This window comes from Planomonospora alba, from assembly GCF_039534085.1.
Lineage (GTDB): Bacteria > Actinomycetota > Actinomycetes > Streptosporangiales > Streptosporangiaceae > Planomonospora_B > Planomonospora_B alba.
In genome coordinates, this window is record NZ_BAAAUT010000068.1 from 1 (window position 1) to 15,178 (window position 15,178).

16 protein-coding genes and 1 tRNA gene are annotated in these 15,178 nt (G+C 69.8%); 4 read left to right on the plus strand and 13 right to left on the minus strand.

Annotated elements, in window-relative coordinates; all coding sequences use genetic code 11:
• Positions 1 to 511 precede the first annotated feature (511 nt).
• The gene (locus ABD823_RS29555) at positions 512 to 2,305 is read right to left on the minus strand and encodes a bifunctional metallophosphatase/5'-nucleotidase (RefSeq protein WP_344865340.1); all 1,794 of its coding nucleotides are present in this window, start codon (positions 2,303 to 2,305) and stop codon (positions 512 to 514) included.
• Between the two features lie 132 nt (positions 2,306 to 2,437).
• On the opposite strand from ABD823_RS29555, the gene mshD reads away from it, so the two are divergent.
• Entirely contained in the window at positions 2,438 to 3,349 is a 912-nt protein-coding gene (mshD, locus tag ABD823_RS29560; RefSeq protein WP_344865342.1) for a mycothiol synthase, read from the plus strand.
• Between the two features lie 45 nt (positions 3,350 to 3,394).
• Here the strand turns inward: mshD and ABD823_RS29565 are convergent, their stop codons facing one another.
• Positions 3,395 to 4,399, minus strand: a complete 1,005-nt coding sequence (locus tag ABD823_RS29565) for an inorganic phosphate transporter (protein WP_344865344.1) — start codon at positions 4,397 to 4,399, stop codon at positions 3,395 to 3,397.
• On the minus strand, positions 4,400 to 5,017 hold the full coding sequence (locus ABD823_RS29570) for a DUF47 domain-containing protein (protein ID WP_344865345.1): 618 nt from the start codon (positions 5,015 to 5,017) through the stop codon (positions 4,400 to 4,402).
• 275 nt (positions 5,018 to 5,292) lie between these two features.
• Here ABD823_RS29570 and ABD823_RS29575 point away from each other — a divergent pair, with 275 nt between their 5' ends.
• Entirely contained in the window at positions 5,293 to 6,588 is a 1,296-nt protein-coding gene (locus ABD823_RS29575) for an MFS transporter (RefSeq protein WP_344865347.1), read from the plus strand.
• Between the two features lie 162 nt (positions 6,589 to 6,750).
• Here ABD823_RS29575 and dcd read toward each other — a convergent pair whose 3' ends face one another.
• Positions 6,751 to 7,326, minus strand: a complete 576-nt coding sequence (gene dcd, locus ABD823_RS29580) for a dCTP deaminase (RefSeq protein ID WP_344865349.1) — start codon at positions 7,324 to 7,326, stop codon at positions 6,751 to 6,753.
• 143 nt (positions 7,327 to 7,469) lie between these two features.
• On the opposite strand from dcd, the gene ABD823_RS29585 reads away from it, so the two are divergent.
• Positions 7,470 to 7,543: transfer RNA gene (locus ABD823_RS29585), tRNA-Gly, on the plus strand.
• Between the two features lie 90 nt (positions 7,544 to 7,633).
• Here the strand turns inward: ABD823_RS29585 and ABD823_RS29590 are convergent.
• From ABD823_RS29590 to ABD823_RS29620, 7 genes are all read right to left on the minus strand, one after another.
• Positions 7,634 to 8,962, minus strand: coding sequence for a tyrosine-type recombinase/integrase (locus tag ABD823_RS29590; protein WP_344865351.1), 1,329 nt, complete (start codon positions 8,960 to 8,962; stop codon positions 7,634 to 7,636).
• A complete protein-coding gene (locus ABD823_RS29595) occupies positions 8,962 to 9,168 on the minus strand; it encodes a helix-turn-helix domain-containing protein (RefSeq protein ID WP_189236974.1) in 207 nt (68 codons plus the stop codon). The genes ABD823_RS29590 and ABD823_RS29595 overlap by 1 nt, the downstream gene beginning before the upstream one ends.
• 12 nt (positions 9,169 to 9,180) lie before the next feature.
• A complete protein-coding gene (locus ABD823_RS29600; protein WP_344865355.1) occupies positions 9,181 to 10,842 on the minus strand; it encodes a replication initiator in 1,662 nt (553 codons plus the stop codon).
• Positions 10,839 to 10,988 (minus strand): hypothetical protein, encoded by a 150-nt coding sequence (locus ABD823_RS29605; RefSeq protein ID WP_344865357.1) that lies wholly within the window; start codon positions 10,986 to 10,988, stop codon positions 10,839 to 10,841. The genes ABD823_RS29600 and ABD823_RS29605 overlap by 4 nt, the downstream gene beginning before the upstream one ends.
• Positions 10,985 to 12,409, minus strand: a complete 1,425-nt coding sequence (locus ABD823_RS29610) for an FtsK/SpoIIIE domain-containing protein (RefSeq protein WP_344865359.1) — start codon at positions 12,407 to 12,409, stop codon at positions 10,985 to 10,987. The genes ABD823_RS29605 and ABD823_RS29610 overlap by 4 nt, the downstream gene beginning before the upstream one ends.
• 82 nt (positions 12,410 to 12,491) lie before the next feature.
• Positions 12,492 to 12,764 (minus strand): hypothetical protein, encoded by a 273-nt coding sequence (locus ABD823_RS29615; protein ID WP_344865361.1) that lies wholly within the window; start codon positions 12,762 to 12,764, stop codon positions 12,492 to 12,494.
• Positions 12,764 to 13,195, minus strand: coding sequence for a plasmid replication, integration and excision activator (locus tag ABD823_RS29620; protein WP_344865363.1), 432 nt, complete (start codon positions 13,193 to 13,195; stop codon positions 12,764 to 12,766). Before ABD823_RS29620 ends, ABD823_RS29615 begins: the two co-directional genes overlap by 1 nt.
• 157 nt (positions 13,196 to 13,352) lie before the next feature.
• Between ABD823_RS29620 and ABD823_RS29625 the strand changes: the two genes are divergently transcribed.
• Positions 13,353 to 13,757 (plus strand): hypothetical protein, encoded by a 405-nt coding sequence (locus ABD823_RS29625; protein ID WP_344865365.1) that lies wholly within the window; start codon positions 13,353 to 13,355, stop codon positions 13,755 to 13,757.
• On the opposite strand, the gene ABD823_RS29630 is transcribed toward ABD823_RS29625, so the two are convergent.
• On the minus strand, positions 13,742 to 14,473 hold the full coding sequence (locus ABD823_RS29630) for a GntR family transcriptional regulator (RefSeq protein WP_344865367.1): 732 nt from the start codon (positions 14,471 to 14,473) through the stop codon (positions 13,742 to 13,744). The genes ABD823_RS29625 and ABD823_RS29630 overlap by 16 nt on opposite strands.
• A 264-nt stretch (positions 14,474 to 14,737) precedes the next feature.
• A complete protein-coding gene (locus ABD823_RS29635; RefSeq protein WP_344865369.1) occupies positions 14,738 to 15,028 on the minus strand; it encodes a hypothetical protein in 291 nt (96 codons plus the stop codon).
• Positions 15,029 to 15,178 lie beyond the last annotated feature (150 nt).

Consider the following 15,178-nt stretch of genomic DNA (forward strand, 5'->3'; position numbering starts at 1 on the left):
AAAGGGATAGCCAGGAACATACAGGCCCGATCTTGAAAAGCGGAAGCCGATCCGGAACCTTCCGGAAGCGCACGCATTCGCCGTTACCGTCTCGTGACTTCCCGGAGGACCTCGGGACCCTGCGAAGTCGCACCGCATTTCCGCAGGCGAGCAGGCGATTGTGGCGAATGTTACTCATGTGACGTAATGGATCACACACGATGAGTGATCGGATTCATGTGATGCAGATCACATGGAGAAGATGGCACCGTTTCGGTTCCCGTCACGTCTAACGGCTCCGCCGTACCCCGCGGGCAGGCTCTGGACGGCCCCGTAGGCCCCGCCGGTGGGGCCCGTGGACCGGGAGGGGCGGAGCGGGACGGCCCGCGCACGCCCGGACCCTCCATGGGGAGGCGACCTCGGCGCGACCCGGGAGGAGCCCCGGCACCGCACGAGAGGCACACCCCGGCGGGACATGGGAAGGCCGCCCGCCCCGCGCTCGGGGACGGGCGGCCGGTCCTGCGGCGCGCTCCTACGGCGTGACCGTGATGTGGTCCGGCACCGGAGGCGCGATCACCGGGTTCGCCGCGAAGTGGGCGGCGAAGGCGTCGATGTCGAGCGGGCCGCTCCACACGTCGGTGCCCTCGGTGAAGGCGGCGAAGGCGTCACCGCCGCCGACGAGGAAGTTGTTGGCGGCGACCCGGATCGTCTGGGTGTCCGTCACGGGAACCCCGTCGATCTTCATGTCGGAGATCTTCGACCCCCACGGCGCGCTCGCGCTGTAGGAGTAGGTGAAGTTCGACGACGGCTGAAGGATCTTCGTGAACGCCTGGTTGTTGGGCCCGCCGGGGAACTGCTGCTCCAGCACGGTCTTGAGCTGGGCGCCGGTGAGCGTGACCACCTGCAGCAGGTTGTTGAACGGCTGGACCGTGAAGGCCTCGCCGTAGGTCACCACGCCGTCGCCCTCGCCGGCGGGAGAGCTCGCGTAGGTGAGGCTCGCCCGCACGCCGCCCGGGTTCATCAGGGCGATCTGGGCGTTGCCGCCGTTCTTGGCGGCGGCGAGCTGGCCGTCGGCGATGAGGTTGCCCAGCGGCGACTCCCCGGAGGGGGCCGCGGTGTTCACGATGTCCGCGGTGATCTTGCCGATCGGCTTGTTCGCAACCGTGGAGACCCGGTCCTTCCAGGTCTGGACGAACTGGGAGATCTCCGGGTCGGGGGTGACGGTCCGGGTCACGACCTGGTTGTCGGCGACCACGGAGGAGCGCACCACGTCGCGGGTGCGGGTGTCCACCCGGAAGTCGACCTTGGTGATCACCCGGCCGAACGAGCCGCCCTGGCTGTACAGGCGCTTGCCGCCCTTGGGGTCGGTCACGGTGCACAGGTACGCCTGGTGGGAGTGGCCGCTGAGGATCATGTCGATCTCGGCGTCCACCTGGGTGGCGATGCGGTTGCCCGCGCCGGGCTGAGCGCTGCACGCGTCGGGCGACTGGCCCGGGGTGACCTGGTCGCCCTCGTGCACGAGCACGACCTGGGCCCTGACGCCGACCAGCTTGAGCAGCTTGGAGGCGACGTTGGCGGCCTTGACCTCGTCGACGAACTCCAGGTCCTTGATGCCCTCGGCGGTGACGATGTTCGGAGTGGTCCGGGTGACCAGGCCGATGAAGCCGACCGGCACGCCGTTCATCCAGCGGATGGAGACCGGGGGCAGCGCCGGCACGCCGTACTGGCGGAGCAGGCCGCGGATGGCGCCGGTGTTCTTGCCGAGCGCGGCGAGCGCGTCCTTCTCGGCGCCGCCGGTGTTCCGCTTGAGGATGACGTTGGCGCCGATGTAGTCGTACTTGGCGCCCTTCCACTGCCCGGCGGGCGAGCAGCCGTCCACCGGGTGGCAGCCGCCGTACATGATGCGCTTGAGCTCGTCGTACCCCTCGTCGAACTCGTGGTTGCCCACGGCCGAGGTGGTGATGCCGATCTTGCCGAGGAACTCGACGGACGGCTCGTCGTGGAAGGCCGCCGAGATGAGCGGGGTGGCGCCGATCAGGTCGCCCTGGGCGACCTTGATGGTGTTGGAGTCGGTGAGCTGCTCCATGTGGGCCGCGATGTAAGCGGCGCCGCCGGCCTCGACCGTGGCGCCGGTCTCGTCGACCAGGCGCCCCGACGACCCGGTCGGGGGCTCCAGGTGGCCGTGGAAGTCGTTGAGGGAGAGCAGGCGGACCGGAACCGTCTTGGCGGGCCTGTTGCCCGCCTCTGCCGGTCCCGTCGCGAACATGAGGCCGGCGGATGCGAGAGCACCGGCCAGGGCCAGCCGCTGGAAGGAACGGGACATCATGAATGACGACACTAGAGCTGTTGTCTATGCATCGAATGTCCGCAAGGTAACGATTCACCCGGCCGGTGGATGGCGGCTTCTGCCAGTCCCCGGCGATCCCGCGAGCCGGAGCGCGGCCTAGAGTCCACAAGCATGGACGTACGCGTGGAACACCGGGAACGACTCGACGGGCGGGAGGCGGCGGCCGTGCTGGCGCTGGTGGAGGCCGCCACGGAGGCCGACGGGGTCAGACCCCTCGACGAGCACGTGGTGCTCCACCTCCGCCACGGCGGCGACGAGCGCGCGACGGACGTGCTCCTGTACGCGGACGGCGACCTCGCCGGTTACGCGCACGTCGACCCGGGTGACCCCGGGGATCCGGGCGAGGGCCCGAGCGGCGAGCTGGTCGTCCACCCCGCCTTCCGGAGGCGGGGGCACGGGCGCCGCCTGCTGCAGGCCGTACTGGAGCGGGCCGGGGACGGGCTGCGCCTGTGGGCGCACGGCGGGCACCCCGGGGCCGGGGCGCTCGCGCGTGCGGAGGGCCTGGAGAAGGTCAGGGAGCTGTGGCAGATGCGGCGCCCGCTGTCGGCCCCGCTCCCCGGCTTCACCCTCCCCGAGGGGGTACGGCTGCGCACCTTCGACCCGGCGGCCGACGCCGAGGCGTGGGTGGCGCTGAACGCCCGCGCCTTCGCCCACCACCCCGAGCAGGGCGCCTGGACACTGGAGGATCTGCGGCGGCGCGAGCGGGAGCCGTGGTTCGACCCGGCGGGCTTCTTCCTGGCGGTGCGCGGGGAGCGGCCGGTCGGCTTCCACTGGACGAAGGTGCACGGAGCCGGCGAGCAGGGGGACGAGCCCATCGGCGAGGTCTACGTGGTCGGCGTGGACCCCGGCGAGCAGGGGGCGGGGCTGGGCCGGTCGCTGACCCTGGCGGGCCTGGCCCACCTGCGCTCCCTCGGCCTGTCCGAGGTGATGCTCTACGTCGACGAGAGCAACACCGGGGCGGTCCGCCTCTACCAGGGGCTGGGGTTCACCCGCTTCGACACCGACGTGATGTACCGGAGATGACGAAAGGGCGCCGGCCCTCCGGCCGGCGCCCGCACACCCGGACGGCTACTCGACCATCCAGTGCAGCGCGTAGTAGGACAGCGCCGCGACCAGCGCGGCGGCCGGGATCGTCAGGATCCAGGCGGTCACGATGTTGCCGGCCACGCCCCAGCGCACGGCCGACAGGCGCTTGGTGGCGCCCACGCCCATGATGGCGCTGGTGATGGTGTGGGTGGTGGAGATCGGCGCGCCGAAGCCGATCGCCGCCACGTACAGCACCGTCGAGGCGGCGGACTCGGCCGCGAACCCCTGCGGGGGGTCCAGGGCGATGATCCGGCGGCCGAGCGTGCGCATGATCCGCCAGCCGCCCGCGTAGGTGCCCAGCGAGATCGCCGCGGCGGCGGCCAGGATCACCCACTGCGGGATCGGATCACCGGTGTTCGCGTAACCGCCGACCACCAGTGCCAGGAAGATCACGCCCATCGTCTTCTGCGCGTCCTGCAGGCCGTGGCCGAGCGCCATGGCCGCCGCCGAGACCGTCTGGGCGTGGCGGAAGCCCCGGTTGGCCCGGCCCGGGTGGGCGTGCCGGAAGATCCACAGAAGAGCGATCATGATGGCGCCGGCGAGCGTGAAGCCGACCAGCGGGGACAGGATCATCGGGATGACGACCTTCGCCACCACTCCGTCCCAGTGCACGACGCTCGCCGAGGCGAGCGCCGATCCGACCAGGCCTCCGATCAGCGCGTGACTGCTGGAGGAGGGCAGGCCGAAGTACCAGGTGATCATGTTCCAGGTGATGGCGCCGATCAGGCCCGCGCAGACGATGACGAGGCCGTGGCTTCCCTGGGGGGCGTCGATGATGCCCTTTCCGACGGTCTGCGCCACCTGGGTGCCGAGGTGGGCACCGAGGAAGTTCATCGCCGCGGCCATGAACAGGGCGGCTCTCGGGGTCAGGGCGCGGGTCGAGACCGAGGTCGCGATCGCGTTCGCGGCGTCGTGGAAGCCGTTGGTGTAGTCGAACACCAGCGCCACGACCACCACGCCGATGACCAGGGCGAGCGTGAGGTCCACTTAGCTTTCCTTGACCGCGATCGACTCGATCGTATTGGCCACGTGCTCGAAGGCGTCGGCGGCGCCCTCCAGCTGGTCGATGACCTCTTTCATCTTCATGACGGTGAGCGCGTCGTACTCTCCGCTGAAGAGCTTGGCCAGCAACCGGCGGTAGACCTGGTCGGCCTGGTTCTCCAGGCGGTTGACCTCGATCCAGTACTCGTTCAGGTTGCGCATCGAGCGCAGCCGGGGCATGGCCTCGGCGGTCAGCTCGGCGGCGCGCTCCAGGACCTCGACCTGCTGGACGACCTCCCTGGGCAGGTGGTCGATCTGGTACAGCTCGATCAGGTCGGCGGCGGCCTCCATGTAGTCCATCACGTCGTCCAGGTTGGCCGCGAGACGGTAGATGTCCTCGCGGTCGAACGGTGTGATGAAGCTCTCGTTGAGGCGGTTCATGATCGCGTGGGTGCGCTCGTCACCCGCGTGCTCACATGCCCGCATCTTCTCGGCCAGCGCCTTCCTGTCCGATCCTTCGGCGATGATCTCGACCAGCAGACGGGACGCTGTGACCAGGTTGTTCGCCGAGTCGGCGAACAGGTCGTAGTAACTGTCCTCACTAGGTGTGAGACGCAGGCGCACGTCGATCTCCAGATGTGCGGGGATGGTCCGCAGAGAAGAGTAAGGGTTACCAGCGGAAATGCGAACTTCACCCGTTGGGAACCTGCTCTTCCCCCGATCGCTACCCCTCGTACGCCCGGCGACACACCGATTGGAGGAGCTTTGGCCTCAGCTTTCCAGCCGGGCGGTTTGCTGGAGTTTGACCATGTTATGACGAATACTGGTCGTACATGGGGGCCCGCGAAGTATGGCGAGAGCGTCCGTTTCGTCTGCTCTGGTGGAGTCTGACGGTTTCGGTGGCCGCCGACCACGTCTTCCCCATCGCCGTGGTGACCATCCTCCTCCGGACCGACCCGGACGGCACGGCCGTCGGCGTGGTCCTCGCCGGCCGCCTGGTGGCGCTCGTCGCCTTCGCCGTCTTCGGCGGGGTCTGGGCCGACCGGCTACCCCGCAAGGTCGTGATGGCGCTCTCCCAGCTCGCGCTGGTGCTGACCGTCGCCACCGTGGCCCTCTGGCCCGCCCCCGAACCGGTCCTGCTCGGCGCCGCGGTCTTCCTCGCCGGCGGGACCGAGGCGTTCTTCCGGCCCGCCTTCCAGGCCTGCCTCGCCTCCGTCCTGCCCGGGGACCTCCACCGCACGGGCGTCGGCATGACCAGCGCCTCCTGGCGGATCGGCGCGGCCACCGGATCCGTCGCCGGCGCCCTGGCGGTCACGCTGCTGGACCCGCGGGCGGCCCTCTGGCTCGCCGTGGCCGGCTTCGCGGTCAGCGCCCTGCTGCTCCGCCGGGTCGACGAACCGCCGGCCGTGCACGAACTGCGGCTGCCGGTCTCCGCCGAGATCCGCCAGGGCGTCACCGAGGTGTCCCGCCGCCCCTGGATGGCCGTCGTGATCTCCGTCACCGCGCTGCACCAGACCTTCGTCGTGGCCCCCGCCCAGGTGCTGCTCCCGGTCACCACCGCCTCGCCGTACCGGTCCGTGCTGGACGGCATGTACGGCCTCACCCTGGCGGCCCTCTCCCTCGGCGGCCTGATCGGCGCGGTCGTCGCCATGCGCCTGTCGCCCCGGCGACCCGGTCTCGTCGCCATGGTCGGGCTCCTGCCGTACGGCCTGGTGCCCCTGGCCCTGATGGAGCCCGTCGTCCCCGGCTGGGTCTTCACCTCCTATCTGCTGGCCGGGATCGGACTGGAGATCTCCGCCATCGAGTGGATCCTCGGCATGCTCCGCACCGTCCGGCCCGACCGCCAGGCCCGGGTGGCCTCACTGGAATGGATGGCGGCGCTGAGCACGGCCCCTGTCGCCCTCGCCCTGACCGTGCCGCTCTCCCACGCGCTGGGCCCCGACCTCTTTTTGACGGTCAGCGCCGCCACCGCCCTGCTGCCGCTGCTCGCCCTGTTCGTCCCCGGGCTGCTCCTCTTCAACGGCGGCTCGGGGACGGAATCCGGCGCGGACGGAACGGGAGCGGGCCGCGGGACGGGTTTCGGGCCGGAACTCGGGAGGGGACTCGGACCGGAGCCCCGGACAGGACTCGGACCGGGCCTTGGGGCCGGACCCGACCCCGGGCCCGAGCGCGGCGCGAACCCCTCCCGGATCTGATCCGGACCCTCCCGGATCCGGTCCGGCCACCACCGCCACGGCCGCGTGCCCGGCTCCGGAACCGGACGTGCGCCCCGCCCGTCTCCACCGGTCACGGTCCGTGGTCGGCGGTGGAACCGGTGCGGCGCCAGATCCGGGTGCAGTGTCAGACCCGGGTGCGCGTCAGACCCGGGTGCGGTGGAAGTTCAGGTAGGAGCGGCTCGGCGTCGGACCCCGCTGGCCCTGGTAACGGGAACCGTACTTCTCCGACCCGTAGGGGTGCGCCGCAGGCGAGCTGAGCCGGAACATGCACAGCTGGCCGATCTTCATCCCAGGCCAGAGCTTGATCGGCAACGTCGCGACGTTGGAGAGCTCCAGCGTCACGTGCCCGCTGAAGCCCGGGTCGATGAACCCGGCCGTGGAGTGGGTGAGCAGGCCGAGGCGGCCGAGTGAGCTCTTCCCCTCCAGGCGGGAGGCGATGTCGTCGGGAAGGGTGATGACCTCATAGGTGCTGGCGAGGACGAACTCCCCGGGGTGCAGGATGAACGCCTCGTCCCCGTCGGGTTCGACCATGCGGGTGAGATCGGGCTGCTCGGCGGCCGGGTCGATGTGCGGGTAACGGTGGTTCTCGAAGACCCTGAAATAACGGTCCAACCGCACGTCGACACTGGACGGCTGGATCATCTCCGGCTCGAACGGATCGATCTCGACCCGCCCGGACTCGATCTCGGCAAGAATGTCACGATCGGAAAGCAGCACGTGAGGCAACCTACCAACGCGGGCGAGTCCGGCGGGGCGAGGCCACCGGCCTCGACCGGCTCCGGACGGCCGGGAAACTCGGGCCCGCGGAGGGTCCAGAGTGGTCGGAGTTTCCGCTACAGTGGGGGACGCGGCACGCCGCTGCGGGTGTAGTTCAATGGCAGAACATCAGCTTCCCAAGCTGACAGCGCGGGTTCGATTCCCGTCACCCGCTCCAATCGCCAAGGCCCAGGTCAGGGAGAGAATACCGACCCGGGCCTTGATCGTTTCTGGAGCTCTTTGATCTTCTCGGGCCATTGGCGGGCCATTAACCCGCCGGGACCAGCGCACCGGCCGGACCGTCCTCGTCGTCATCGCGCCGGATGATCTGCCGATCGATCGCGTCCGTGATCGTCCGATCGGCACCCCGTACGGCGTGCTGATAGATCATCGCGGCGCGCACGTTGTCGTGCCCCATCCGCGCCATCAGGTCCTTGAGCCCCGCGCCCGACTCGGCAGCGAGCATGTTGCCCGTGTGACGCAGATCATGGAAGTGCAGGCCGGGCAGGCCCATCTCCCGGACCACGTCCACCCAGCGCGTGCGGGTGTTGAAGCCGCTGCGGCGGAGCGGTCCGCCCTTGGCGCCGGGGAAGACGAGCGCGCCCGGATCGGCCTGGACGTAGGTGTCCAGGTGTTCACGGAGCGCCGGGACGATCCCCTGCGGGATGCCGACGATGCGCCGCCCGGCCTTGGACTTGGGCGGGCCGAGGACCAGCTCCCCCGTGGAGCGCTCGACGTAGGCCGCCCGGACGCGCACCGTCCCCGCGTCGAGGTCGAGGTCACTGCGGCGCAGCGCGCTCACCTCGCCCCAGCGCAGACTGGCGAAGGTGGCCAGGAGCACCAGGGCGCGGAAGCGCCGGTCATGGGTGCAGTCGACCCGGCCGTCCATGCCCATCTTCCACAGCGCCCGCTCGGCGTCGGCGCGGTTGCCGAAGATCTCGGGATGGGTGCGCATCTCGCCGTGCCGCTGGAAGCGGAGCCGGTAGGCGTTCTCCTTGAGCTTGCGTACGTTGCCGACCGGTCGGCGGCCCACGAGATCGGCCAGCTCGAAGACCTGTGCCACGGTGAGCACCGGCCGTTCCTGGGCGTGCTCGTCGCCGGCACCTCGGATCCGGCACGGGTTACGCGGGATGATGTGGTCCTCTTCGGCCGCCGTCATCAGTACGGCCCGCAGCAGGCGGTACGCCTTGGCCGCCACGGAGACCGAGACGCCGTTGCCGAGCAGGTCGGCCCGCCACTGCCGGATCATCGAGGTGGAGATCTTCCCGATGGCCGCGTTGCCGAGATGCGGGGTGACGTGCTTCTTGAGGAGCCAGCGGTAGAGGTCGACCGTGCGAGGCCGGAGGCCGGGCCGCTGGGAGATCCACGTCTCGGCGTAGTCCTTGAGCTTGACCTTGCCGCGCTCCGGGTCGGTCCACTCACCCCTGATGATCTGCGCCTCGATCAGCGACAGCGCCCGTTCGGCGTCGCTCTTGCGCTCGTACGTCTCGGTGCCGCTGCGCATCTGCCCGTCCGGGCCGGGGTACCGGATCTGGTAGCGACCGGACTCACGCTTGCGGATGTTGCCGAAACGTCGGCGACCGTCTCTGTTGGCCATCAGGCCGCCCTCCCTGTGACGTCGGAGGCCGCCAGGGGTTCGACCGTCCCGGCGGCGATGAAGGCGAGCAGGGCCGACTCCCGGATGCGGACGTGTCGGCCGATCTTCACGAACTCGATCCGGCGTTCCGCGATCAGTCGGCGGACGAAGCGCTCGGAGGTGTGAAGCAAGGCGGCGGCCTCATGGGCCTTGAGAAGTTCGTCCAATGGGTTCTCCCGTCACGCGGCCAGTGGAGTTGCCGAAAGATCTTGTTGTCCCGTCGCTCTCGCCTCCGCCTGCTGCATGGCCTTGCGCCACCGCTGGCGTTCGGAGATCTGTCTGAGCAGGCGACGGGCACGGGGCAGCAGATCGGGGTCACCGGCCACGACCGGCCGCCAGGCGTAGCGGTCGGCGGGCTGGTCGTCGGTGAGGCCGAGCGCTTCCATCACCCAGGCCCGCCGGTCGGCCTTGTGCTCGCGGAGGGTCTTGCCGGACCACTTGCGGGAGACCAGGACCCGGCGGCCCGCGTAGCCGAGGTGTTCGGGCTTGTGCGCCTTGGACCGGCAGGCACCGGGCCGCATGCCCGCCTTGGCGTTCTTGGGCTGCACGCCGTACCGGAGCCAGTTCGGGCAGGTCGGCGCACACGGCTCGTAGCGCAGCACGTCGGCCAGGCGCTGCACGTGGCGCCGCTGGGCGTCGGTCTCCGGAGTGTGGCACTCGCCGACCGACTTGGTCAGGTACTTGCCGAGGTAGCGGATGCACTGGTCGGCGTCCGGGGTCCCGGCGAGCACGCCCTGAACGTCCACCTGGACGCCGAAGCGCAGCACGTGGAACGGCTCCGCGCCGGAGTCGGCGTCGAGCCGGTCGAGCGCCTGGTCCCAGGTGGGCAGCAGCTCCCCCGTCGCCGGGTCGAGGTAGTCGCCGGCCTGCCGGTCCGGGTACGGCTCCGCCCGCTCGGGCCGCTCCACCCAGACGGGCAGGTGGTCGCCCTCGAAGACGACCGTCTCGACCGGGGGCCACCACACCTGGTGGTAGGTCGCGGCGGCGATGGCCTTGATCTCCTTGCGGGGCAGGATGCCCCGGATCGCCATGTGCAGGTGCGGGGCGAGCCGTCGCTGTGGTTCGACGGAGGAGAAGTACTGCACGTCATAGCCCGCCACGCGCCGGAGGTTCTGCACGAACCGGTCGACGAGCTTGGAGAAGTGCAGCGCGTCGCGGGCCGCCCGGACGTAGTCGTAGGTGTCCGGGTCGACGGGGGTGCCGTCCTGCCGGACCCTGCCGTAGCCGGGCAGGGTGAGCGTGACGAACAGCGACGGCCGGTAGGTCTTCCCGTCCGGAGCCGTGAAGGTCTGCCCCACGGTCCGCGCCTCCCGGGTCCGCTTGGGCAGGTCGGGGGCGTCCTGTCGCCGCCGGGTCGAACGGGTGCGCTTGGGCCGGTCGTCGGGCAGGACCTCACCGCGGACCCCGGCCGCTCTGATCTGGGCGTCCAGGTCGGAGATGACCGCGTCGAGGTCGGCGGTGGAGTCGCCGGCCTCTTCCACCCGGTCCCGCACCGCCTGGAGGTCCGCCCGCTGTTCGACGAGCCGCCGCTGTTCCTCGTCGGGATCGTTCTTGACGACGACCGGTTCGTGGTCGAGGTGCCAGCCCTCCCGGCACTGGGCCATGCGGAGCTGCCGGTTCCGCTTGGCGCAGGCCGGGCACTTGCTCTCCAGGGTCGCGCCGCACGGCACGTCGACGATCTCGGCCCTGCCGGTCGCCAGGTCGATCCGCTTGAGCGGCACGGGCCGGATGCAGACGCCGTTCTGTACGGCCACCGCCTCCAGGACCTCCAGAGCGGAGGGCAGGACGGTCCTCACCAGCCGGGCCGGGGACTCCGGGAGCGTGGTCTGCGCTTCGGTCATTCGCCCTCTCCGATCTCCGGGAAGGCGAGCGCCCGCTGTCCGCACTCCTGGCACTCGACCAGGCCACGGACGGGGTCGAGCCAGAGCGCGTTGAGGATGCCGCAGATCGAGCAGCGCAGGTTGTCGAGGAAGTGGGCCAGGGTCACGCGGCCTCACCCCTGACGAAGTCGCGGGCCATGGCGCGGATGTCGGCGTCGGAGACGTAGGCCGCGCGGACCCGGATCGGGTCGGGACTGGTTTCGAGCCGGACGAACCCGACGCCCGCGCCCTGCTCCGGGATCGGCGAGATGTGGTCGGCCAGCGCGCCCCGGTCGCGGGCACCGTCACCGAGGACCATGTCCACCTGTTCGGACTCGTCGAGCCGGAGCGCGATCTTGTCGGGGAAGAGGTTGCGGATGTTCATGACCTCCTTGCGCGGGTCCTGGAGAGCCGCCAGGACGCCGACGCCGACCGCCCGGCCCTGCGTGGTCAGGGTGGCGAGCGCGGCCGTGATGCGCTGCCGTAGCCCCTTGTCGGACTGGTAGGCGGTCAGGAACGCGACCTCGTCGACGATCACCAGGACGAACGGGTCATCCACGGTCGGGATGTGGTTGCGCTGAATCCCGGCGAAGCGACCCGCCCGCTCCTGCATGACCGAGACCGCCTCGTCGAGCAGGTCGGCGCACTCCTTGGGAGAGGCCGCGTACCGGTCGCCGAAGACGGCCCGGCCGTAGGACAGTTCCATGAGCTTCGGGTCCAGCGCCCAGAGCTCCACCAGCCCGGCCCGGGCGGCGGGGAGGAGCCCGCGGACCGCCGACCAGATGACGGACCCCTTGCCCGCCCCGGTGGCCCCGGCGACCAGGACGTGAGTCCCGTGGACCTTGAGCCGCCACGGCTGCCCGTTCTCCTGCTTGCCGACCTCCACCGGGCCGACTGACGGCGTCTCGGGAACGGAGACGGCCGGAAGGGGTACGGCCAGCGGATCGCACCGGGGGAAGGTGAGCAGCAACCGGCCGGCGCGGGCCACGGTGACCCGGCAGGAGACCGCTCCAAAGCCGTGCGCGAGGTGGTCGGTCCGGTCGGCCCAGTCCTTGACGGCCTGCCCGCTGAGCATCTTCACGGTGACCACGTCGGCCCACGAGGTGCAGGTGACCTTGAGCATGCGGGGCAGGCAGTCGCGGCCCCGGAGGTGACGGCCGAGCCCGGAGATCATCATCACCGGCTGCCAGTGCCGCCGGTAGACCCAGATCAGCCGCCACCAGGCCAGCAGCCGCCAGCCGACCCAGGCATTGAAGGTCGGTCGGTCGAACAGTGCCCAGGGGCCAAGGACGGAGAGGGGGATCGTGACCGCGACCAGGGCGACGCGCCAGCCGTACAGCCAGCCGAGGACGGCGGGGGCGGTGAGCACGGCCAGGGCGATCGGGTGACGCCAGGTGAGCCGGACGAGGCCGGACAGGAGCCGCCAGGCGAAGATGACGATGGTGATGATGGCCGGGGTCTGGACGACGGCCGGGCGGAAGACGACGGCGGTGTCCGGGGTGGTGGAGACGAGGGTTCGGGCCTCGTCTCCGGGCAGTTTCTTGAACATTAGACTTCAGCTCTCTCTTGAATCGCATCTGGGGAGACGAGGGGCCGCCGGAAGGACCAGTTCCAGCGGCCCCGTTTCCATGTCAGGCCGCGAGGCCCGTGCCATCGGGCATCCCGTGGAAGGAGCGTTCGACCGAGCGGGCGAACGTCTGGGCCTCACGGGCGAGCTGGCGGGCGAACTCGACGTCGGCGGCGGTCACCCGGTCGCTGGCGGTGGTGGTGACCAGGACCGAGACGGCTCCGAAGTCGAGCGCCAGGACCGGCGTGCGGGCCGGGTAGGGGTGGCTGGTCGCGCGGGCGCCCCGGCCGGTGTTGAGGTTGATGATGCTGACGCGGTGGTTCCTACGACGGGTCATCAGGCGGCGTCCTTCGCGGTGGTGGCAGCGGTGGCGGGCTTGGCGGGAGCGGGACCGGTGCGCGGGGCGCGCATCTCGCGGACCTTGATCGAGTAGGCGAGGCGTCCGGTGCCGTTGACGTAGGGCGTGACGGTGACGTGGTCGAACTCGACCGGGGTGAAGGGCAGGCCCGGCATGGGTGCCGGGGGCACGGGCTGGACCGGGGCGAGGATCTTGACGGCGACGGTCTTCTGTCCGGGCTTGACGGCCGGGTCGGCGTCCATGACCGCGACCTGCCACACCAGCTCTCCGGTGGACTTGTCGCGGGCCTGGACGAACCGGCCGTTGGTCGAGGCGTCGAAGTCCTTGACCGCCTCGACCTCCCCGACGACGTAGCAGCCGTGCGGGAAGACCTGGGCGAAGGTGACGGGGATGGGGCCTTGCAGAGCCATGACGATTTCCTCCTGTCGTGTGATAGGCACTTAACCTATCAACTGACTTGAGGGTACGACGGCCAAGCTTGGTAGGTCAAGTACCTAAGATGATGGGTGCGGAATCGTGAGCGTCCCATGCTCCCCTGCCTTCACTGCACAGCGAATACTGATAGTCATGGGGTCGAACGACACCAAGCGGACCGGAAGCACGGTCCTTTTCCTGATCGGCATCATCTGGCTCGTGGGCACGCCACTCATGTTGATGCTGACCTTTATGTACGGCTTCGCACTGATAGGCGGCGAGCCGCGGAACGCCCAGCTCTCCGATATCTTCGGAATCGCTTTTCTGGTACTCGGTCTGGGCGCACCAGTCGTCGGGTTCTTGACCGCCTTTGTGATGGGCAACAAGACCGGCGTTGTGGTCTACGGGTTGATCGCAATAATCATCGGGGCCGTACTCCTCCGGTCTTACTGGTCGTCCAAGCTCAAGGATCGCCCGGTCTATCGAGGCGAGACACCTGTCTGCACAGCATCCCTGGACAGAGCTTCAGGAGTACCCGGTTGTCAGCTGATCGGGTAGGCGTCTTCCAGTTCGTGCCGATCGGCGGGGAGCAGGACCTCCACCACGGCCAACGCCGTACCCGAGGCGTCCCGGACCGCGCCGTAGACGGCCAGCAGCGGCGTGTTCTTCGGCATGCCGAGTCGCTTGGTCTCGTCGCTCGTGGGCATGCGGGCGGTAATCTGCTCCACCACGTGGTCGAAGCGCACGCCCTTGCGAGACTGGAGGTGTTCACGGAGGCCCTGGGCCAGAGGTTCGGCGCTGGTCAGGTCGGTGCCCTGGGACAGTTCCACCGGCACCCACAGCGAGACCATCTCGGTCGGCTCCCCGTCTCGGCTGACCAGGCGCCGGCGCAGGAACGCCTTGCTCTTCGGGGCCAGGCCGAGCAGGGAGGCGATGCGGTTGGGGGCGGTGATCGCCGCCGCCTCGATGACCTCGCCCTGTGACGCGTTCTCCGGAGCGATCAGGTACGCCTGTCCGGGTCGGGGCTGTTCGGCCGAGGCCAGGGCGGGGCGTCCGCGCACAAACCGGCCCTTGCCCTGCTGGGAGTCGATCCAGCCCTGTTCGCGCAGCATGCGCAGGGCGGCGACCACGGTGGGCCGGGAGACGCCGAACTCCTGGATGAACTGGTTCTCGCTCGGGAGGAGCGAGCCGGGAGGATAGGTTCCCGCCTCGATCCGCCGTTGGAGCGTCTGCACGAGCTGTGCATACTTCGGCGGTACGGACTCAAGCGACATCATGACCATCCTGCACCCGACAGGTTGTTTTACCAAGTTTGAGCGTATCCCCACCTGGCCGTCCTGTCACCCCGGACCGGGAGAAGGGCGACCGACATGAGGAAGCCCCGGCAGGCAGCAGAGACGGGGGAAGCACGCACAGGGGGTGGGCTTGTGCGGCGAATGCTCTACTGCCTGCCGGGGAGCGGAGACACGACGGGGCAGGGGTGACACTCATCGAGCACCCTCCATGCCGACGGGCTCACTGCCCCGCCGTGCCCGTCTTCAGCGGCCGACGTACTCGGCCAGGACCTGGGCGGCCCCCGCCGGGTCGCTCACCGGGTGGCGCTTCTCGGCGGACTGCCAGGAGTAGTAGGCCCCGCCGTACCCGACGAAGACCCATACCGGAAGGCCCGGCTCGGGGCGGTGGATCATGAGCGAGCTGTCGTTGTCGCGCAGTTCGGCGCGGACCTTGAGCTTCAGCAGCTCGTCGCGCAGGCGCATGAGGGCACGCGCGTCGTGCAGGTTGCGTTGGTGGTCGACGAAGGCCGCGGTGGCCTGCATGATCGGGTTCATCTGGCGTTCCCTTCGGCCCGGCCGCTTGCGAGGCAGTCGAGACATTCCTGTTCTCCGTACGTCTCGTGATCTGCGCTGCTCTCGCCGAGGAGAAGGGCACGGCGCGAGGTGCGCAGCTTGGTTCCACGACCCCGGCACGCAGGGCAAGGG

Coding starts and splice junctions, on each gene's coding strand:
- ABD823_RS29555 (WP_344865340.1), bottom strand. CDS start 2,305: ATGATGTCCCGTTCCTTCCAGCGGCTGGCCCTGGCCGGTGCTCTCGCA.
- mshD (WP_344865342.1), top strand. CDS start 2,438: ATGGACGTACGCGTGGAACACCGGGAACGACTCGACGGGCGGGAGGCG.
- ABD823_RS29590 (WP_344865351.1), bottom strand. CDS start 8,962: ATGGCCAACAGAGACGGTCGCCGACGTTTCGGCAACATCCGCAAGCGT.
- ABD823_RS29600 (WP_344865355.1), bottom strand. CDS start 10,842: ATGACCGAAGCGCAGACCACGCTCCCGGAGTCCCCGGCCCGGCTGGTG.
- ABD823_RS29610 (WP_344865359.1), bottom strand. CDS start 12,409: ATGTTCAAGAAACTGCCCGGAGACGAGGCCCGAACCCTCGTCTCCACC.
- ABD823_RS29615 (WP_344865361.1), bottom strand. CDS start 12,764: ATGACCCGTCGTAGGAACCACCGCGTCAGCATCATCAACCTCAACACC.
- ABD823_RS29620 (WP_344865363.1), bottom strand. CDS start 13,195: ATGGCTCTGCAAGGCCCCATCCCCGTCACCTTCGCCCAGGTCTTCCCG.
- ABD823_RS29625 (WP_344865365.1), top strand. CDS start 13,353: ATGGGGTCGAACGACACCAAGCGGACCGGAAGCACGGTCCTTTTCCTG.
- ABD823_RS29630 (WP_344865367.1), bottom strand. CDS start 14,473: ATGTCGCTTGAGTCCGTACCGCCGAAGTATGCACAGCTCGTGCAGACG.
- ABD823_RS29635 (WP_344865369.1), bottom strand. CDS start 15,028: ATGAACCCGATCATGCAGGCCACCGCGGCCTTCGTCGACCACCAACGC.